This is a genomic window from Rathayibacter sp. AY1F3, from assembly GCF_002931975.1.
In the GTDB taxonomy this organism is placed as follows: Bacteria; Actinomycetota; Actinomycetes; order Actinomycetales; family Microbacteriaceae; genus Rathayibacter.
On the sequence record NZ_PSVF01000014.1, the window covers coordinates 60,990 to 77,843 of the forward strand.

A 16,854-nucleotide genomic window follows, 5' to 3' on the forward strand; every position below is an offset into this window, starting at 1 on the left:
CGAGCCGTCCCGCCGTCAGGTCGGCGACTTCCTGCCGACGGGTGCCGCCCCACCCAGCCGCACGTCCCCCTCCGGATACGCATCGTGCGAGAAGCGCAGCCGCACCCCCGCCGCCTCCACACGCTCGAGCACCTCGGACGTCCGCTCGTGCGCCCGCGCGTCGTCGCTGATGAACCGCGGCAGCCGGCGCAGGCGCCCGGACCAGCCGAGGAACTCCCGCCCCCACGCCGCGTCTCCGGCCACGAGCACGCGACCCTCGACGAGCACCCCCAGGTGACCGCGTGCGTGCCCCGGGAGCGGCACCACGAGCAGCGACCCGTCGCCGAACAGGTCGAATCCGGTCAGCCCCGCGATCGTCGTCGCGGGCTGCTCGTCCGCCACGATCCCGGCCGCGAACCACGGCGGCAGCAGCGCGCGGAAGATCCCCTCGCGCACGCGGTTCCGCCGCACGGAGGCGACCTGGCCCGACGACAGCACGAACGTCGCGTCCGGGAACCAGCGCACACCGCCCACGTGGTCCGGGTGCAGGTGCGTGAGCACCACGAACTCCACGTCGGCCGGGGTCAGGCCGAGGGCGAGCAGCCGCTGGTCGACGGTCTCGTCGCCCGGCACCGTCGCGGGCAGGATTTGCTCGTACAGCCGTCCGACGAGGCCCGTCCCGCGGAACGTCGGCGGGTAGCCCGTGTCCACGAGCACCCGCCGGCCGCTCGCGTGCGTGTAGAGGAAGACGTTCGAGGGGAAGACGCGGCGGGGGAGCCCCTTCCCGCGGAACACCCGGGACAGCGGGAAGACGGTGCTCCCGCACGCCATCACCTGCAGCGACGACTCAGCCACGCGTCCCCCTCAGGTGCTCGCCGACCCGGCGGATGCCCTCGGCCAGCGGCACGGTCGGCTCGTAGCCGAGCTCGGTCCGCGCCCGCGAGATGTCGAGGGTCTGCGCGTAGGCGAGGGTCGCCACGGTGTAGCGGGTGAACGGCGGCTCGCGGCCGGGCAGCAGCCGGTAGACCCGCTCCAGGATCTCGGCGAGCGCGGTCAGCACGCGCAGGTCCACGCGGATGAAGCGCGGCTCCTCGCCCATCGCGGCGAAGAAGCGCTCGAGGAGGTCGCCGAGCGGAGCGGGCTCGCCGTTGGTGATGTTGTAGACGCCGCCGTCGGCGACGGGAGCGTCGGCGGCGAGCACCAGCGCGTGCGCGGCGTTCTCGACGCAGGTGATGTCGACGGGGTTCCGGCCGCCGTCGAAGAGGGGGATGCCGCGGCGGCGACTGGCGGCGACGAAGCGGGGGAGGAGGCTGGGGTCGCCGACGCCGATCAGGCCGCGAGGGCGCAGGATCACGAGCTCGGGGATCCGGCCGGCGCGGTGCGCGTCCTGCAGCAGCCTCTCGGCCTCGATCTTGCTGCGGATGTAGAGGCTCATCCGGCTGCCGGTGTCGACCTCCTCCTCCCGCACCAGGTACTGGTGGCGCCGGGCGGAGTAGATGCTCGGCGACGAGACGAAGACGAAGCGGCGGATCCCGCAGCGCTCGGCCAGCGCGATCATCGCCTCGGTCCCCGCGACGTTCGCGCGCTCGAACTCGCTCCACGTGCCCCACGGGCTCGAGAGCGCCGCGGCGTGCACGAGCACGTCGGCCTCGACGTCCGTCGCGCCCAGCTCGGCGAGGTCGGCGCGGAGGATCGTGGCGCCCTCCTCCTCCAACCGCGCCAGCGCCTCGGGGGCGCGACCGGTGGCGAGCACGTCGTCGCCCGCGGCCAGGAACTCGCGCACCGCGTAGCCGCCGAGGAAGCCCGTCGCCCCGGTGATCAGCACGCGGCGCCGGCGCTCATCGGACATCGACGACCTCCAGCCCGCGCTTGCGGCCCCAGTACCAGAGCAGGATCCCCAGGTACCCGAGCGCCTTGCCCTTCCGGATCGACATCAGCACGACCGCGTGCTTGTCGAGCAGCGCCTCGCTCCGCCCGATCACCTGGCAGACCTTGAGGTGCAGCTCCAGGTCCTCGTCGGTGTCGTCGATGCTCGAGCGCGGGAAGCCGTCGACCTGGAGGTACAGCGCGGCGTCGATCGCGAGGTTGCAGCCGGCGGCCATGAACATCCGGTACCGCTGGCCGGGGCGGCGGTAGAAGACGCCCGGCGCGTGCTCCATCAGGCGGATCAGCGCGGTGCCGAGCACGCCGTCGTACCAGCGGTAGACGGCTTCGTCCCGCCGCGGGGACAGGCGGCCGCCGACGAAGCGGGCGCCGCCGCGGAGGTCGGCCTTGAGGCGCGCCACCCAGTCGGCGCTCGGCAGGCAGTCGGCGTCCGTGCGGGCGACGGCCGTCGCGCCCTCGGCGATCGCGTGGCGGAAGCCGGTGTCGGAGGCGGCTCCCGTGCCCTTCTGCGCCTCGTCGATCACGGCGACCTGCCGCTCCGGGCGCCGGCGGCGGAACTCGTCGATCACGGCGCGCGAGCCGTCGGTGCTGCCGTTGTCGACGAGCAGGAGGGTGAAGTCCGGATCGGTCTGGCGGGCGAGCGCGTCGAGGGCGCCACCGAGCAGCTTCTCCTCGTCGAGGAAGGGCACGACCACCCAGAATCCGCGCGCATCCATCCGTCCCCCCGCTCCGGGACCATGGTGTCGGCGGGGGCCCGTGCCGTCAAACCGCGCCGACACGGCACGCAGAAGTGCAGAGGCGCGCTATACAGGGATTCGCTCCGCACGTCCCGGGGCAGGAAGGGGCCCGCGTGCCCGACCTCCTCCCGCTCCGCATCCTCGGCACGGGCGAAGCGCTGCCCGAGCGGATCGTCACGACCGCCGAGGTCGCCGCGCTCTGCGGCCTGCCCGCCGACGAGGCCGAGCGCCGCTCCGGCGTGCGCACCCGCCACTGGGTCACCGACGACGAGGACCCGCTGGAGCTCGGCCTGCTCGCCGCCCGCCGGGCGCTTGCGGCGGCCGGGCTCGACACGGTCGACGTGGTGCTCAACGCCTCGGGCACTCAGCTGCAGGCGATCCCGGACGGAGGCGCACTGCTCGCCGCGGGCCTCGGCCTGGACGACGTCTCGGCGTACAGCGTCGGCGCCACCTGCCTGTCGTTCCTCTTCGCGCTGCAGGAGGCGGGGTTCCTCCTCGCCACGGGTCGCGCCGATACCGTGCTCATCGTCTCGACCGACTGCGGCAGCCGCGGCATCGACCCGGGCCAGCCCGAGAGCGCCCTGCTCTTCGGCGACGCGGCCGCCGCCGTCGTGCTCGGCCGCGCCCTGACGCCGGGCCAGGGCCTGGTCACCACGCACTTCCGCACCCGCCCGAGCGGTGTGCGCCACGCGCAGTTGCGCGGCTTCGGCTCGCGCATCCGCATCGAGGAGGCGCCCGACCGGCTCGCCGACTTCCGCTTCGATATGCAGGGCAAGGCGCTGCTCGTCGACGCGCTGCGGCACTTCCCGGCGTTCCTCGAGGAGGTGCGGCCGGGCCTCTCGAGCGGGCTCCCCGGCATCGACCGGGTGGTCCCGCACCAGACCAGCGCCGCCGGGCTCGAGGGCATGGCCCGCCTCTGGGGTCGCGACCGGATGACGATCACGCTCGGCGAGGTCGGCAACACCATCGGCAGCGCGATCCCGCTGGCCCTGCACCGCTCGGACGTGCAGCCGGGGGAGTCGGTGCTGCTGGTGGGCACGGGCGCCGGCACCCACTACGGCGCGGTGGTCCTGCAGGCGTGAGAGGCGTACGGTCCGGCGGCCCCGATCGCGCGGCCGCCGCGGACGCGGTCGCGACGCTGCTCGCCCTCGTCGGAACGATCGGAGGGGTGGTCGCCGGTGTGCTCGCCGGGCTCGGCGCCGCCGTCAGCGGACTGCTCCTCGCCGGCTGCGCGAGCACCTACCGCAGCACATTCCTCGAGGTCCAGGATCCGCCGATCGACTGCCTCGCCGGGCCGGCGTGGCCCTTCCTCCAGTGGTGCGCCGTCGTCGGGGTCGGCGCGGTCCTCGCCTTCGCCGCCCTCGTCATCGGCGCCTACCGGCCCCGCTGGTCCGTTCCGATCAGCGTCGTCCTGGCCGCTGCGACCGCCGGATTCGCGATGCTGATGCTCCCGGGCGGCAGCGCCTAGCCGAGGAGCGACAGGGCTGAGAGCCCGAGGAACGGCGCCATCACCACGAGGCAGACCGCGGCGGACGGCAGGAACCCGTGGAAGGAGTCCCGCCCGCCGACCAGACGGGCGAGCAGCCCCGTGACCAGCGGTGGGAGCAGGAACAGCAGCAGCCACGGAGCCAGGACCTCCGCGCGCGGCGCCGTCCAGTCGGGCTGGTCGTCGCGGTCGAGCGGAGGGAGCCGCACGAGGAAGAACGCGGCCGTGAGGACGATCGCGGGGAGGACCGACAGGCAGGTGAGCGTGATCGCGGTGAACCTCGCCCCGTCGTCCCGGGAGTACCGGGCACGGTCGGGGTCGGGCGCAGGTCCCCGGTCGGTGTCCTCGTCCCAGCCCGGACTGCTGAATCGGATGCGTCCCATGAGGAGATCCTGCCGTTCCGCTGCGGTCTACGGCGCGAGGGCGACGGAGCCGAGCGACGGGTAGTCGGGACCCTGGTAGTCCATCACGGTGAGCGTGCGGATCTCCGGCATCGTCGCAGCGCCCGGGATCGGAATCTCCTGGTCGGGACGGTCCGGGTCCAGCGCGGCGATCTCGAAGGAGTAGCCGGCGGTGTCGACCCAGTCGCCGGATTCGTCCTGCTCGAGCGCACCCTCCTTCAGGGACAGCCGGAGGTCGGAGGCGTCGCCGGTCGAGAAGCCGGTGAGGACCGCCCACGTCGATCCGTCCGTTCGGCGCTCGATCCGCACCGAGCCGGTCGTCCCGGTCTGCTGGCTGACGAAGTCCCCCGAGAGGGGGAGCTGCTGCTCGAAAGCGCTGAGCGACGACTCCTCGGAGGAGGGCGCCGCCGACGACGTGGCCGGCGCGGCGTCCGCGGGTGCCGACGGCCCGGTGGTCGGCTCACCGCCGGTGCAGCCGGAGAGCAGCAGCGCGCCCGCCAGCGCCGTGACCGCGACCGTGATCCGTGCTCCGCTCATCCCCATGGACCGATCCTGGCACCCGGGCGCCCTGTGCGCGCGCGGTTCTCCAGCGCCGACGGCGCTGCGAGGTCCGCAGCCCCGCCCCGGCGTCCCGTCACTCCCGCCGCTCGACCAGCGCCCGCAGCGCATCGCGGACGAACCGGGCGCCGGCGACTCCGCCATAGTGCGCCGAGAACCGCTCGTCGTCGACGTACATCTCGCCGAGCCCGAGCAGGTACTCGTCGCTCGGGCCGCCGGTCGCGTCGCGGGGCGTACCCGGCACCTCGTCGAGCCAGGCGCGGTGCCGCTCGGCCAGCGCGAGCGCCTCCTGCCCGGTCGGATCCGCCCCGCTCGCCGCCGCGGCGGTCCAGGCGTCGGCGAGGTCCGCCTGCCGCCGCTGCCACTGCTCGCGGTCCTCCGCGCTCATCGAGCGCCACCAGCGGTCGCCGTCGGCGTACGCCGGGGCACCCCAGCGGCGCTCCACCTCCTCGCGGTGCTCCGCGTGGTCGAACCCGTCGAACATCTCCTCGGCCATCGGCCCGTTCCCTTCTCTCATCGTGGTGATCGTCCCGCTGACCGCCCGGATGCGGCGGTCGAGCCGTCGGCGCTCCTCCTGGAGCACGTCGAGGTGCCGCTCGAGAGCGGCCACCGGCTCCGCGTCGCGCCGTAGGATCCGCCCGATCTCGGGCAGCCCGAGACCGAGGTCGCGCAGCAGCAGGATCCGCTGCAGCGTCACGAGCGCGGCGGCGTCGTAGTAGCGGTAGCCGTTCGCGCCCACCCGGCTCGGCGGCAGCAGCCCCTCGGCCCCGTAGTGCCGCAGCGTCCGGCTGGTCGTGCCGGCCAGCCGCGCCACCTCGTGCACGGTCCACTCCTGCTCCACAGCGCCCTCCGTCTCCGCGTCGCCGGTGACTCCGGCGGTGATGGAAGCGACGGTACGGGTTGACGCGGCGTCAACGTCAAGCGGCGGGAACGGATCCGCTAGCGGGCGCCGATCCTGCGCGTTCCCACCCGGAGGACGAGCTCGGTCAACGGCACCGCGGCGATCGAGCAGCAGGCGGCGGGCGCCACGGTCAGCAGCGCGACGACGGCGTCCGTCCCGTCGCCCGCGTCGGTCCACGCCGCGATCGAGACCACGATCCAGGCGATCGCGAGCATGCAGACCGTGGAGGCCGACCAGAGGACCGGCCAGGGCGCGCGACCCCGTCCCGCGGAGTAGGGGAGCCCGCCGACGGCCGCCGTCACGGCGGTCGCCAGAAGCGCTCGGGCCAGCGGGAGGAGCAGCTCGCCGGCGTCCCGGCCGGTGTCGAGGGAGGACAGGGCGAACAGGACCGGCGTCGTCGCGAGCGAGAGGACGCCGGCGACGGCGACGAGCGTCAGCAGGGTCCGGATCAGGAGCCTCACCGGTCGCGTCCGGCGAGGAACGCGCCGCGCTCCTCCAGCAGCCGCCGCAGGTGCCGGTCGAGCACCAGCTGCTCCGCGATCCGCCCGAGGACGCCGAGCGGGGCGGAGTACTCGAGCCGGTCGATCATCACGGAGCCGGAGCCGGAGCCGGAGCCGGAGCCGGAGCCGTGGGGCTCGAAGCGGTGCTCGTGCCGGAAGGTCGCGAAGGGCCCGCGGGTCTGCTCGTCGACGAAGGAGTGCGGGGCGTCGAGCGCGGTGACGGTGCTGGTCAGCCGGAGCGGGACGCCGAAGTGCCGGGCGCTCCAGGTCACGTGCTCGCCCAGGCCGATCAGCCCGGTAGTCGTCCCGGACACCGCGCGCTCGCGAGCGCCGGCCTGCGAGGCGGTGTGCAGGTCGATGTCGCGCGCCCGGTCGAACATCTCGGCGGCCGGGCGGGCGGAGCGGGTCACGACCTGGAGGAGCACGGTGTCGATCCTGCCCGCCGCGCCTGCAGCCGGCCGCGGACGCGCCGGTCCGCCCGCCTCACCAGCTCGTCACCACGGTCCGCGTGATCACCCACCCCTCGTCGCGGCGGACGAGGCGGCTCGTCAGCTGGAGCCGCCAGGTCGCGTGCAGGCGGCCGATGGTCGCCTCGGTGAGGGTGCGGGAAGTGAGCACCGGGTGCGCGGCGCCGCCCGAGAGGGCGCTCTCGACGTGGTCGATCTCGTGGTACTCCTTGCGCGCCTCGTCGATGTCGGCGAGCCACTCCTCCCGCGACTGCACCAGGCCGGTCGGGTGCTCGATCACGAAGCGCTCGTCGAGCAGCGCCTCGAGCGCGGGCAGGTCCACCAGCTCCAGCGCGTCGAAGAGGGCGGCGTGCACCGCGGTCGGGCCGTCGTCCTCCAGCTCGTCGCCCCTGCCGGCCGTCCCGTCGCCGCTCATGCCGGCGGTCCCGTCGTCGCGCGGCGGACGAGCTGCGTCGGGAGTTGCACGTGCAGCGAGCGCGGCTCGCGCCCGGCCATCAGGGCGATCAGCATCTCGGCGGCGGTCGCTCCGAGCGTCTGCATCGGCTGGCGGACGGTGGTCAACGGCGGATCGAACCGGGCGGCCTCGGGCACGTCGTCGAAGCCGATCACCGACAGGTCATGCGGCACGGCGAGGCCCAGGTGCGCGGCGGTCTCGATGATCGCCAGCGCCGAGACGTCGTTGGCGGCGAAGACCGCGGTCGGCCGGTCGGGCAGCGACAGGAGCGAGGAGGCGGGCCGCCGGGCGGTGTCGCGGTGGTAGTTGCCCACCCGCAGCAGGCGCTCGTCGAAGGCGATGCCGGCCTCCGCCAGCGCCGCCCGGTAGCCGGCCTCGCGCAGCCGCGCCGAGCGCAGGTCGCCGCGACCCGCGACGAAGCCGATGCGGCGGTGCCCGAGGGTGACGAGGTGGCGGGTGGCGAGCAGGGCGCCGCCGAAGTTGTCGGACTCGACGGTCGGCAGGTCGGCGCGGCCGGTGTGCGGGTCCACGGCGACGAGCGGGATGTCGGAGGGCGCGCTCACCACGCTCGGCGTGACCATGATCGCCCCGTCGATGAGGGTGCCGCTGAGCCGGCTGAGCGAGCGCCGCTCCCAGCCCTCCTGCTCGCCCTCGTGGGAGCCGGAGTAGGCGAGCAGGTCGAACCGCGACTCCGCCAGCACCGACCCCACGCCCTTCAGGATCTCGGCGCTGAACGGCTCGAACCCCGCGACGAGCACGCCGATCACGCCCGTGCGCCGGGAGCGCATGCTGCTCGCGACGAGGCTCGACTCGTAGCCGAGCTCGCGCACGACCTCGAGCACGCGGGTGGCGGTGGAGGGGGCGATGCCGTAGCGGCCGTTCACGGCCTTGGACACCGTCGCCACCGAGACGCCGGCGGCAGCGGCGACGTCGTGGATGGTCGGTCGGGTGGTCATGTGGCCGACTGTAACCCGTGCTTCGAAAACCATTTCGAAAACGTTTGACCACTTTCGCAAGCACTGCGGACACTGACTCCACCCGCGAAGGCGGGAACCCCCACGGCGCCGGCGCACCAGGCGGCGCCCTCGATGAAGAGAACGGTTGGACGATGAAGTTCAGGAAGATCGCAGTGGCGACAGCAGCCCTGCTCGGCACGGTCGCGGCCCTCACCGGCTGCTCGGCCCAGGACTCGGGATCGAGCGACGGCACCGTCGCGATGACCCTCTGGCAGAACTCGACCACGGGCCCCGGCCAGGAGTTCTGGGACAAGACGATCGCGGACTTCGAGGCCGCGAACCCCGGAGTGACCATCGAGTCGCAGGCCATCCAGAACGAGGATCTCGACGGCAAGCTCCAGACGGCGCTCAACTCGGGCGACGCCCCCGACGTCTTCCTCCAGCGCGGAGGCGGCAAGCTCGCCGCCATGGTCGCGGGCGGACAGCTGAAGGACCTCACCGACGGCATCTCGGACCAGGCGCGCAGCGAGATCCCCGAGGGCTCGTTCTCGGCGAACACGCTCGACGACAAGGTCTGGGCGATGCCGGTCGCCGTCCTCCCGGGCGGCCTGTTCTACAGCCAGGACCTCTTCACGGCGGCGGGCGTCACCGAGACCCCGAAGACCATCGACGAGCTCGACTCGGCGATCACGAAGATCAAGGGCAGCGGAGCCCAGGCCGTCGCGCTCGGCGCGAAGGACGCCTGGCCCGCCGCGCACTGGTACTACTTCTTCGCGCTCCGCGAGTGCAGCGCCGACACCATGGCCGAGGCGGCCGACACCAAGGACTTCTCGGACGACTGCTGGGTCCGCGCGGGCGAGGACCTGCAGGACTTCTCGGCCACCGAGCCGTTCAACGAGGGCTTCCTCACCACCGCCGCCCAGCAGGGCGCGGGCAGCTCGGCCGGACTCCTCGCCAACCACCAGGCGTCGATGGAGCTCATGGGCGCGTGGAACCCCGGCGTGATCGCCTCCCTCACCCCCGACGAGAAGCCGCTGCCCGACCTGGGCTGGTTCCCGTTCCCCGAGATCGACGGCGGCGACGGCGAGGCCGGCGCGATCATGGGCGGTGTCGACGGCTACTCCTGCTCCGCGGGCGCTCCCGACGAGTGCGTGGACTTCCTCAACTACCTGGCCACCTCCGACGTGCAGAAGGAGTACTACGCGGCCTTCAACGCGCCCCCGGTGAACACCGTGGCGCAGGAGGCGGTCACCGAGCCGTACCTGCAGCAGATCCTCGAGGCCTACAACTCGGCCCCGTACGTCTCGCAGTGGCTCGACACCGTCTACGGCCTCAACGTCGGCAACGCGCTGAACGTCGGAGTCGTCGACCTGCTGGCCGGCAAGAGCGACCCCGAGCAGCTGGTCGAGGCCGTCAACGCCGCCGCGGCGAAGGCCTAGCCACCATGGCACTCCGCGAGAGCCCGCTCCTCGGAGTGGATGAGCCCCGCGGGACCGCGCGCACCGGAGGCGTCACCTCGACGCCTCCGGTGCGCCGGCGCCGCCGCAGCGTGGGCTGGGCGGGGCGCTTCGAGATCGCGCTCCTGGTCGGCCCGGCGCTGATCGTCTTCCTCGCCTTCGTGATCTTCCCGGTCGTGATGGCGGCCTACTACGGCTTCTTCAGCTGGCAGGGCTACGGAGTGCCGACGGACTTCGTCGGCTTCCGCAACTACCTGACGATCCTGCAGGACCCCACCTTCCACGACGCCCTCGCGCACAACGGCATCATCGTGGTGCTCTCGCTCGTGCTCCAGGGGCCGGTCGCGATCCTCCTGGCGCTGCTGCTGAACCGCAAGCTGCGCGGGCAGTCGATCATCCGCGTCCTGATCTTCGTGCCGTACGTGATCTCGGAGGTCGTCGTCGGCACCGGCTGGAGCCTGATGCTCCAGACCAGCGGCGCGGTCAACGGCCTGCTCGAGAAGGTCGGCCTCGGCGCGCTGCAGCAGGACTGGCTCTCGGATCCGGCGATCGCGATCTGGACGCTGATGCTGATCATCACGTGGAAGTACATCGGCTTCGCCGTGATCCTCTTCCTCGCGGGTCTGCAGGGCATTCCCGAGGAGCTGTCCGAGGCCGCGGCCATCGACGGCGCCTCCTACTGGCAGGTGCAGCGGCGGATCACCCTGCCCCTGCTCGCGCCGACCCTGCGGATCTGGGCGTTCCTGTCGATCATCGGCGCACTGCAGCTGTTCGACCTCGTCTACATCATCTGGGGCCAGTACGTGTCCTCGACCGCGGGCACCTCGACCATGGCGATCTACCTGGTCACCAACGGCCGCAACGCCGGCAACTACGGGTACGGGAACGCCGTCGCGGTGGTCCTGTTCCTGATCTCGCTCGTGGTGGCGCTGCTCTACCAGCGCTTCGTGCTCCGGCGCGACACGGCGGGCGCACTGACGGGAGACAAGCGATGACCGGCACGACGATGACGGCCCCGCCGATCACTCCGGAGACCCCTCGGCCTCTCGCGGTGAAGCGGCGCCGGCAGCCCCTGGGCCGCGGCACCACGATCGCCTACGTCGTGGCGATCGTCGTGATCGCGCTGATGCTCGCCCCGGTGGCGTACATCATCCTCGGCGGCTTCCGCACGAACGCGCAGATCACCACCGACCCGGCGGGTCTGCCCTCGCCGTGGAACGTGCAGAACTACCTCGACGTGATCACCGGCGGCGTCTTCTGGCAGGAGGTCGGCAACTCCACCATCGCCGGCCTCGCGACGACCCTCGGCGTGGTCGTGCTCGGCCTGATGGCGAGCTACGTCCTGGCCCGCTACGACTTCACCGGACGCGGCGTGTTCTACGCGCTCTTCGCCGCCGGCCTGATGTTCCCGATGACCGTGGCGATCACTCCTCTCTACCTGGTGATCAAGAGCCTCGGCCTGATGAACTCGCTCGCCGGAGTGGTGCTGCCGCAGATCGCGTTCGGCCTGCCGACCACGATCATCATCCTGGTGCCGTTCCTCCGCGCGATCCCGGACGAGATCCAGGAGGCGGCCTTCATCGACGGCTGCAGCCGGATCGGCTTCTTCTTCCGGATGGTCGTGCGCCTGGCGATGCCCGGCGTGATCACCACGGGGATCCTCGCGTTCATCGCGAGCTGGAACAGCTACCTGCTGCCCCTGTTCATCCTCAACAACGAGTCCACCTTCACGCTCCCGCTCGGAGTGCAGGCGTTCTCGTCGCAGTACTCGGTCGACACGGCGAAGGTGCTGGCCTTCGTGTCGCTGTCGATGATCCCGGCGCTGATCTTCTTCAGCGTCTTCGAGCGCCGCATCGTCGGCGGGCTGACGGGGGCGGTGAAGGGATGAGCGGATCGCTCCGCCCGTCCGCCGCGTCCCCCGTCCCGTCCGCACCCGTCGCCCCACCCGCAGAGAGGGTCGCACCGTGACCGCACCGCACGCACCAGAGGACCCCCAGGCCCCGTCCGCCCGCACCACCGAGCTGCTGGGCCGGATGACGCTGGAGGAGAAGCTCTCCCAGCTGGTCGGCTACTGGGTCGACCAGGGCGGCGAGGTCGTCGCCCCGCTCGCCGGCGAGATGGCCACCTCGACCGGGTACGCCGAGGCGACCCGCGAGGGGATCGGCCAGCTGACCCGCGTCTACGGCACGCGCCCCGTCGATCCGCTCGAGCGCGCCCGCTGGCTGTGGGCGGAGCAGCGCCGGCTCGTCGAGGAGACGCGGCTGGGCATCCCGGCGATCGTCCACGAGGAGTGCCTGACCGGGCTCGCCGCCTGGCAGGCCGCGACGTTCCCGACTCCACTCGCCTGGGGCGCCTCCTTCGACCCGGAGCTCGTGGCCGAGCTCGGCGCCGTGATCGGCGGTTCGATGCGCGAGCTCGGGATCCACCAGGGCCTGGCGCCCGTGCTCGACGTGATCCGCGACCCCCGCTGGGGCAGGGTCGACGAGTGCATCGCCGAGGACCCGTACGTGGTCGGCACGATCGGCACCGCGTACGTGCAGGGGCTGCAGTCCACCGGCGTCGACGCGACGCTGAAGCACTTCATCGGCTACTCCGCCTCCCGCGGCGGCCGCAACCACGCGCCGGTGCACGCCGGGCCGCGCGAGATCGCGGACGTGCTGCTGCCGCCGTTCGAGATGGCGATCCGCGACGGGGGCGCCCGCTCGGTGATGAACTCCTACGCCGAGATCGACGGGGACCCGGTCGGAGCGACGCCCGCCTACCTCACGGGCGTGCTGCGCGAGCGCTGGGGCTTCGACGGCGTGGTCGTCGCCGACTACTTCTCGGTCGCGTTCCTCCACCTCATGCACGCGGTCGCCGCCGACCTGGGCGAGGCGGCCGAGCTGGCGCTCGCCGCGGGGATCGACGTGGAGCTGCCCACGGGCGACGCGTTCCTCGCGCCGCTGGCCGCGCGCATCCGGGCCGGGGAGGCCGACGAGGCGCTCGTCGACCGGGCCGTGCTGCGGGTGCTCGCGCAGAAGGAGCGGCTCGGCCTGCTCGACGCGCGCTTCGACGACGCCCCTGAGTCGATCGACCTCGACTCGCCGGCCCACCGTGACATCGCCCGCCGCCTGGCCGAGGAGTCGGTGGTGCTGCTCGCCAACGACGGCGTCCTGCCGCTCGCTGCGCCGCGCCGCCTCGCGCTGATCGGCCCCAACGCCGACAGCGCGCCCGCGCTCATGGGCTGCTACTCCTTCGCCAACCACGTGCTGGCGCACCACCCGGGCGTGCCGCTGGGCTTCGAGATCCCGACGGTCGCGGACGCGCTGGCCGGCGAGTTCGGCTCGGCCGAGCTGCTGCTCGCCGAGGGCTGCTCGGTCGAGGGGGACGACGCCTCCGGGATCGCCGAGGCGGTCCGGGCGGCCGCCGACTCCGACGTGGCGATCGTGGTCGTCGGTGACCGGGCGGGCCTGTTCGGCCGCGGCACGGTCGGCGAGGGCAACGACGTCGAGAGCCTCGAGCTCCCGGGCCGCCAGCGCGAGCTGGTCGAGGCCGTCGTGGCGACGGGGACCCCGGTCGTGCTCGTGCTGCTGACCGGCCGCCCCTACGCCGTGGGCTGGGCGCTCGACGGGCCGTCGGCACCCGCCGCCGTGCTGCAGGCGTTCTTCCCGGGGGAGGAGGGCGCCGGCGCGATCGCGGGCGTCGTCTCGGGACGGGTCGACCCCTCCGGCCACCTGCCGGTCTCGCTGCCGCGCTCCGCCGGAGCGCAGCCGTTCTCGTACCTGCACCCGATCCTCGGCGGGCCGTCGGACGTGACCTCCGCCGACAGCACGCCGGTGCGGCCGTTCGGTCACGGCCTCTCGTACACGGCCTTCGCCCGGACGGAGCTGGCGGTCGACGAGTCCGCCCCGACGGACGGCTCCTTCACGGCGACCGTGCGCGTGCGCAACACGGGCGAGCGGGCGGGCACCGACCTGGTGCAGCTGTACGCCCGCGACGTGTTCGCGAGCGTGACCCGGCCGGTGGCGCAGCTGCTCGGCTACGCGCGGGTCGCGCTCGAGCCCGGCGAGGAGGCGGAGGTCCGCTTCGAGGTCCCGGCCGCGCGCCTGGCCTTCACCGGACGCGAGGGCGTGCGGATCGTCGAGCCCGGCCGCGTCGAGCTGTGGGTGGGCCCGGACTGCGCGACGCGCGAGACGGAGGCGGCGCTCGAGCTGGTCGGCCCGGCCGCCGCGATCGACGCCTCCTCGCAGCGCCTCGTCGGCACCCGGGTCCAGCGGGCGGGAGCGGGCGTCCCGGCCTGACCCCGTCCACACCGCAGGAGGGATCGCTCGCGCGGCCCGTGGATCCGAGGATCCCGGTGCCCGTGGGGCGATCCTTCCTGCGGTCTGAGCACGGCGCGGCTCCGGCACCGCTCTGGCGCGGCTCGGACGGGCGCGGCAGGCTGGGGGGATGAGCGACGACGCGAAGCAGACCCTCCTCCGCTACCTGCAGGAGGGGCGCGACGCCCTGCTGCAGAAGCTCGACGGGCTCGACGAGTACGGCGTGCGGCGGCCGCTGGTCGCGACGGGCACGAACCTGCTCGGCCTGGTGAAGCACGTGGCGGGCACCGAGGCGGGCTACCTCGGCGCCGTGTTCGGGCGGCCGTTCCCGGAGCCGATGCCGTGGATGGAGGACGAGTCGGAGCCGAACTCGGACATGTGGGCGACGGCCGACGAGTCGACGGCCGACGTCGTCGCGCGGTACCGCCGTGTGTGGGCCCACTCCGACGCGACGGTCGCGGCCCTCCCGCTCGACGCTCCCGGGCAGGTCCCCTGGTGGACGAACCGCGACGTGACGCTGCACCGGATCCTCGTCCACATCACCGCGGAGACGCACCGGCACGCGGGCCACGCCGACATCGTCCGCGAGCTGATCGACGGGCGGGTCGGACTCCGGACGCCCGGCGACAACCTCCCGCCGGTGCCGGAGGAGTGGTGGCCGGAGTACCGGGAGCGCCTCGAGTCGCTGGCGCGCGCCGTCCGCGACCGGGCCTGACGTGCCGGCGTCCGTCGGCACCGCGGTCACGCCGGCACGCGCGGCGCGGCTGCTCGACGACCTCGATCCCGCGACGGAGGCGGCGCTCGACGCGGCCCTGGGCGGTCGCGGTCGGGGCCGGGCCGCCCTGCAGCGGCGCCGCGACGGCGCGTCGCCGGAGGAGCGGAGGCAGCGGGCCGCGCTCGAGCGCCGGGCGTTCAGCGCGGAGGCGGACCCCGCGGCGCTCGAGGAGCTGGCACTGCTGCGGGCGCAGCGCCGCGAGCGGGAGGAGGCGCTCGACGCCGCGGTCGCGGAACTGGCCGCGTCCGTCGGACCCGCAGCGGCCCAGGGCCGGATCGGCCGCGCGACGGCGAGCGGCCGGGGCGGGACGCGCCGCGACCGGACCGGTGGGGACGAGACCGGCCGGGACGAGGTCGGCCGTGACGAGACCGGCCGGGACGCGGCGCCCGGCTGGGGCGAGCGCAGTGAGACCACCGGAGGCGACGACGCCGACTCCCGCACCTCCGCCCCGCCCCGCCCGCGCCGCCGCCTCGGGGTGATCGCCGCCCTCGTCGCCGTGCTCGGGCTCGCCGCCCTCGGCACGGCCGCCTCCGTCGCGCTGGCCCCTCGCCCGTCTCTGGAGGTCTTCACCGAGCCCTGGGCCGTCCCCGACGACGTCGCCATGCGCCCGCTGTCGACCCTCGCGAGCCTCCGCGTCTTCCACTGGGGGCCGACGCGCTACCTGGGCAGCATCGCCGGAGTCGACTACTTCGCCACCCTCAGCCTCGACTCCTTCTCGGCCGCGGAGCTCGCCGACGAGTCCGTCTGCCTCTACGGGCTCGCGCGCTCCGACGGCGACGTCGTCGTCACGGACTGCGCGGCGACCGCGGACTTCGTCGCGAGCGGCATGACCCTCTCGCCCGACGACTACCAGGGCGACGCGGGCGGCACCGGAGTCGCCTGGGGTCCGACCGGAGGGATCCGCTCGGCCGGCTGAGGCGGCTGGCCCGACTCCACCGGGCTCGCCCGCCGTCCCTGATCAGCCCCCAGGCCCCGCCCCGTCAGACCCGCCGCGTCGACGCCCGCTCCACCAGCGGCATCGGCACCAGCACCCGCTCTCCCGGAGCGCCGCTCAGCAGCAGCTCGACCGCCCGGCGGCCCATCTCCTCGTGCGGCAGCGCCACGGTCGTCAGCCCGGGGCGGAGGTAGGCGGCCAGCTCGTCGTCGTCGAACGACACCACGGCGACGTCGCCGGGGATCGAGAGCCCCGCCTCCGCGACCGCCTGGTAGGCGCCGAACGCCATCCGGTCGTTGAGGCAGAGCAGGAGGCGGATGTCGTCGCGCCGCGCCAGCAGGTCGGCGACCGCGCGGTGGCCGTGCTCGGGCTCCCAGTCGGGGATCGACTCCTCGGCGACGAACGCGAGCCCCTTCTCGGCCATGGCGTCGCGGATGCCGGCGACGCGCTCGGCCACCGTCGCCGAGCGGAAGCGGTCGCGCTCGACCTCGTCGTTCTGCCCGATCAGCGCGATCCCGTCGCGGTAGCCGTGCGCGTGCAGCAGCTCCACCGCGGCGCGCCCGCCCGCGTACTCGTCGGGCAGGATCGACGCGGGGTGCTGCGAGTTCGTCGCGTTGAGCATCACCACGGAGGTGGAGGCGGGCAGCTCCGGCACGTAGAACTCGCGGGAGCGCATCGAAGCGAAGATGATGCCGTCGACCTGGCGGTCGAGCACCGCGTCGACGGCCTCGGCCTCGCGCGCCGGATCGCCGCCGGTCTCGAGGAGCAGGACGACGTGCCGTGCCGCCTCGGCCGCCGTGAGCGCACCCTTGATCAGGCCGCCGGCGAAGCGCGTGGTCGCGATCTGGTCCGAGATGAAGCCGATCGTGCGGGTCTTGTCGGTGCGGAGCCCGCGGGCGGCGACGTTGGGCCGGTAGTGCAGCGCCTCGGCGGCGGCGAACACCCGCTCGTGGGCGTCCTTCGACAGTCCGGTCTCGGGCTTCCCGTTCAGGATCATCGACGCGGCCGAGATCGACAGCCCGGCCTCGCGGGCCACGTCGGCGAGCGTCACGCGCTTCTTCGCCATG

At 73.6% G+C, this 16,854-nt stretch carries 19 protein-coding genes; 8 read left to right on the plus strand and 11 right to left on the minus strand.

What is annotated here, in order from left to right:
- Positions 1-15: 15 nt before the first annotated feature.
- Genes C5C39_RS10150 through C5C39_RS10160 form a run of 3 tightly spaced genes read right to left on the minus strand, consistent with a single transcriptional unit; the run spans position 16 to position 2,579 of the window.
- Entirely contained in the window at positions 16-834 is an 819-nt protein-coding gene (locus C5C39_RS10150) for an MBL fold metallo-hydrolase (RefSeq protein WP_104353307.1), read from the minus strand.
- Positions 827-1,828: an NAD(P)-dependent oxidoreductase gene (locus tag C5C39_RS10155; protein ID WP_104353308.1), complete on the minus strand. Its 1,002-nt coding sequence runs from the start codon at positions 1,826-1,828 to the stop codon at positions 827-829. Before C5C39_RS10155 ends, C5C39_RS10150 begins: the two co-directional genes overlap by 8 nt.
- Positions 1,818-2,579, minus strand: a complete 762-nt coding sequence (locus tag C5C39_RS10160) for a glycosyltransferase (protein ID WP_104353309.1) — start codon at positions 2,577-2,579, stop codon at positions 1,818-1,820. The genes C5C39_RS10155 and C5C39_RS10160 overlap by 11 nt, the downstream gene beginning before the upstream one ends.
- Before the next feature lie 134 nt (positions 2,580-2,713).
- Between C5C39_RS10160 and C5C39_RS10165 the strand changes: the two genes are divergently transcribed.
- Entirely contained in the window at positions 2,714-3,682 is a 969-nt protein-coding gene (locus tag C5C39_RS10165) for a 3-oxoacyl-ACP synthase III family protein (protein ID WP_104353310.1), read from the plus strand.
- A complete protein-coding gene (locus C5C39_RS10170; RefSeq protein ID WP_104353311.1) occupies positions 3,679-4,068 on the plus strand; it encodes a hypothetical protein in 390 nt (129 codons plus the stop codon). Before C5C39_RS10165 ends, C5C39_RS10170 begins: the two co-directional genes overlap by 4 nt.
- On the opposite strand, the gene C5C39_RS10175 is transcribed toward C5C39_RS10170, so the two are convergent.
- The 7 genes from C5C39_RS10175 to C5C39_RS10205 form a co-directional block, all read right to left on the minus strand.
- A complete protein-coding gene (locus tag C5C39_RS10175) occupies positions 4,065-4,469 on the minus strand; it encodes a hypothetical protein (RefSeq protein ID WP_104353312.1) in 405 nt (134 codons plus the stop codon). The two genes, C5C39_RS10170 and C5C39_RS10175, sit on opposite strands and share 4 nt — an antisense overlap.
- Before the next feature lie 27 nt (positions 4,470-4,496).
- A complete protein-coding gene (locus C5C39_RS10180; RefSeq protein WP_146079349.1) occupies positions 4,497-5,024 on the minus strand; it encodes a hypothetical protein in 528 nt (175 codons plus the stop codon).
- Positions 5,025-5,121: 97 nt separating this feature from the next.
- Positions 5,122-5,886, minus strand: coding sequence for a TipAS antibiotic-recognition domain-containing protein (locus tag C5C39_RS10185; RefSeq protein ID WP_104353313.1), 765 nt, complete (start codon positions 5,884-5,886; stop codon positions 5,122-5,124).
- A gap of 98 nt (positions 5,887-5,984) precedes the next feature.
- Positions 5,985-6,407 (minus strand): hypothetical protein, encoded by a 423-nt coding sequence (locus C5C39_RS10190; RefSeq protein WP_104353314.1) that lies wholly within the window; start codon positions 6,405-6,407, stop codon positions 5,985-5,987.
- A complete protein-coding gene (locus C5C39_RS10195) occupies positions 6,404-6,871 on the minus strand; it encodes an SRPBCC family protein (RefSeq protein WP_308471211.1) in 468 nt (155 codons plus the stop codon). Before C5C39_RS10195 ends, C5C39_RS10190 begins: the two co-directional genes overlap by 4 nt.
- Before the next feature lie 58 nt (positions 6,872-6,929).
- Positions 6,930-7,328, minus strand: coding sequence for a nuclear transport factor 2 family protein (locus C5C39_RS10200; protein ID WP_104353315.1), 399 nt, complete (start codon positions 7,326-7,328; stop codon positions 6,930-6,932).
- Positions 7,325-8,323 (minus strand): LacI family DNA-binding transcriptional regulator, encoded by a 999-nt coding sequence (locus C5C39_RS10205; RefSeq protein ID WP_104250420.1) that lies wholly within the window; start codon positions 8,321-8,323, stop codon positions 7,325-7,327. Before C5C39_RS10205 ends, C5C39_RS10200 begins: the two co-directional genes overlap by 4 nt.
- Positions 8,324-8,475: 152 nt before the next feature.
- Between C5C39_RS10205 and C5C39_RS10210 the strand changes: the two genes are divergently transcribed.
- The 6 genes from C5C39_RS10210 to C5C39_RS10235 all read left to right on the plus strand — a co-directional run bounded on the left by C5C39_RS10210 (position 8,476) and on the right by C5C39_RS10235 (position 15,769).
- Positions 8,476-9,762 (plus strand): ABC transporter substrate-binding protein, encoded by a 1,287-nt coding sequence (locus C5C39_RS10210; RefSeq protein ID WP_104224901.1) that lies wholly within the window; start codon positions 8,476-8,478, stop codon positions 9,760-9,762.
- Between the two features lie 5 nt (positions 9,763-9,767).
- Positions 9,768-10,775 carry a carbohydrate ABC transporter permease gene (locus C5C39_RS10215; protein WP_104353316.1) on the plus strand — a complete coding sequence of 336 codons (1,008 nt, stop codon included), beginning with the start codon at positions 9,768-9,770 and terminating at the stop codon, positions 10,773-10,775.
- Positions 10,772-11,668, plus strand: coding sequence for a carbohydrate ABC transporter permease (locus C5C39_RS10220; protein WP_104224899.1), 897 nt, complete (start codon positions 10,772-10,774; stop codon positions 11,666-11,668). Before C5C39_RS10215 ends, C5C39_RS10220 begins: the two co-directional genes overlap by 4 nt.
- Before the next feature lie 145 nt (positions 11,669-11,813).
- Positions 11,814-14,060 carry a glycoside hydrolase family 3 N-terminal domain-containing protein gene (locus tag C5C39_RS10225; RefSeq protein WP_104353317.1) on the plus strand — a complete coding sequence of 749 codons (2,247 nt, stop codon included), beginning with the start codon at positions 11,814-11,816 and terminating at the stop codon, positions 14,058-14,060.
- Positions 14,061-14,208: 148 nt separating this feature from the next.
- Positions 14,209-14,793 (plus strand): DinB family protein, encoded by a 585-nt coding sequence (locus tag C5C39_RS10230; protein ID WP_104353318.1) that lies wholly within the window; start codon positions 14,209-14,211, stop codon positions 14,791-14,793.
- A 1-nt stretch (position 14,794) separates the two neighbouring features.
- Positions 14,795-15,769, plus strand: coding sequence for a hypothetical protein (locus C5C39_RS10235; RefSeq protein WP_104353319.1), 975 nt, complete (start codon positions 14,795-14,797; stop codon positions 15,767-15,769).
- 64 nt (positions 15,770-15,833) lie between these two features.
- Here C5C39_RS10235 and C5C39_RS10240 read toward each other — a convergent pair whose 3' ends face one another.
- Positions 15,834-16,853, minus strand: a complete 1,020-nt coding sequence (locus tag C5C39_RS10240) for a LacI family DNA-binding transcriptional regulator (protein WP_104239129.1) — start codon at positions 16,851-16,853, stop codon at positions 15,834-15,836.
- Position 16,854 lies beyond the last annotated feature (1 nt).

Coding starts and splice junctions, on each gene's coding strand:
- C5C39_RS10200 (WP_104353315.1), bottom strand. CDS start 7,328: ATGAGCGGCGACGGGACGGCCGGCAGGGGCGACGAGCTGGAGGACGAC.
- C5C39_RS10230 (WP_104353318.1), top strand. CDS start 14,209: ATGAGCGACGACGCGAAGCAGACCCTCCTCCGCTACCTGCAGGAGGGG.
- C5C39_RS10240 (WP_104239129.1), bottom strand. CDS start 16,853: ATGGCGAAGAAGCGCGTGACGCTCGCCGACGTGGCCCGCGAGGCCGGG.
- C5C39_RS10175 (WP_104353312.1), bottom strand. CDS start 4,469: ATGGGACGCATCCGATTCAGCAGTCCGGGCTGGGACGAGGACACCGAC.
- C5C39_RS10225 (WP_104353317.1), top strand. CDS start 11,814: ATGACGCTGGAGGAGAAGCTCTCCCAGCTGGTCGGCTACTGGGTCGAC.
- C5C39_RS10180 (WP_146079349.1), bottom strand. CDS start 5,024: ATGAGCGGAGCACGGATCACGGTCGCGGTCACGGCGCTGGCGGGCGCG.
- C5C39_RS10210 (WP_104224901.1), top strand. CDS start 8,476: ATGAAGTTCAGGAAGATCGCAGTGGCGACAGCAGCCCTGCTCGGCACG.
- C5C39_RS10205 (WP_104250420.1), bottom strand. CDS start 8,323: ATGACCACCCGACCGACCATCCACGACGTCGCCGCTGCCGCCGGCGTC.
- C5C39_RS10155 (WP_104353308.1), bottom strand. CDS start 1,828: ATGTCCGATGAGCGCCGGCGCCGCGTGCTGATCACCGGGGCGACGGGC.
- C5C39_RS10160 (WP_104353309.1), bottom strand. CDS start 2,579: ATGGATGCGCGCGGATTCTGGGTGGTCGTGCCCTTCCTCGACGAGGAG.
- C5C39_RS10215 (WP_104353316.1), top strand. CDS start 9,768: ATGGCACTCCGCGAGAGCCCGCTCCTCGGAGTGGATGAGCCCCGCGGG.
- C5C39_RS10220 (WP_104224899.1), top strand. CDS start 10,772: ATGACCGGCACGACGATGACGGCCCCGCCGATCACTCCGGAGACCCCT.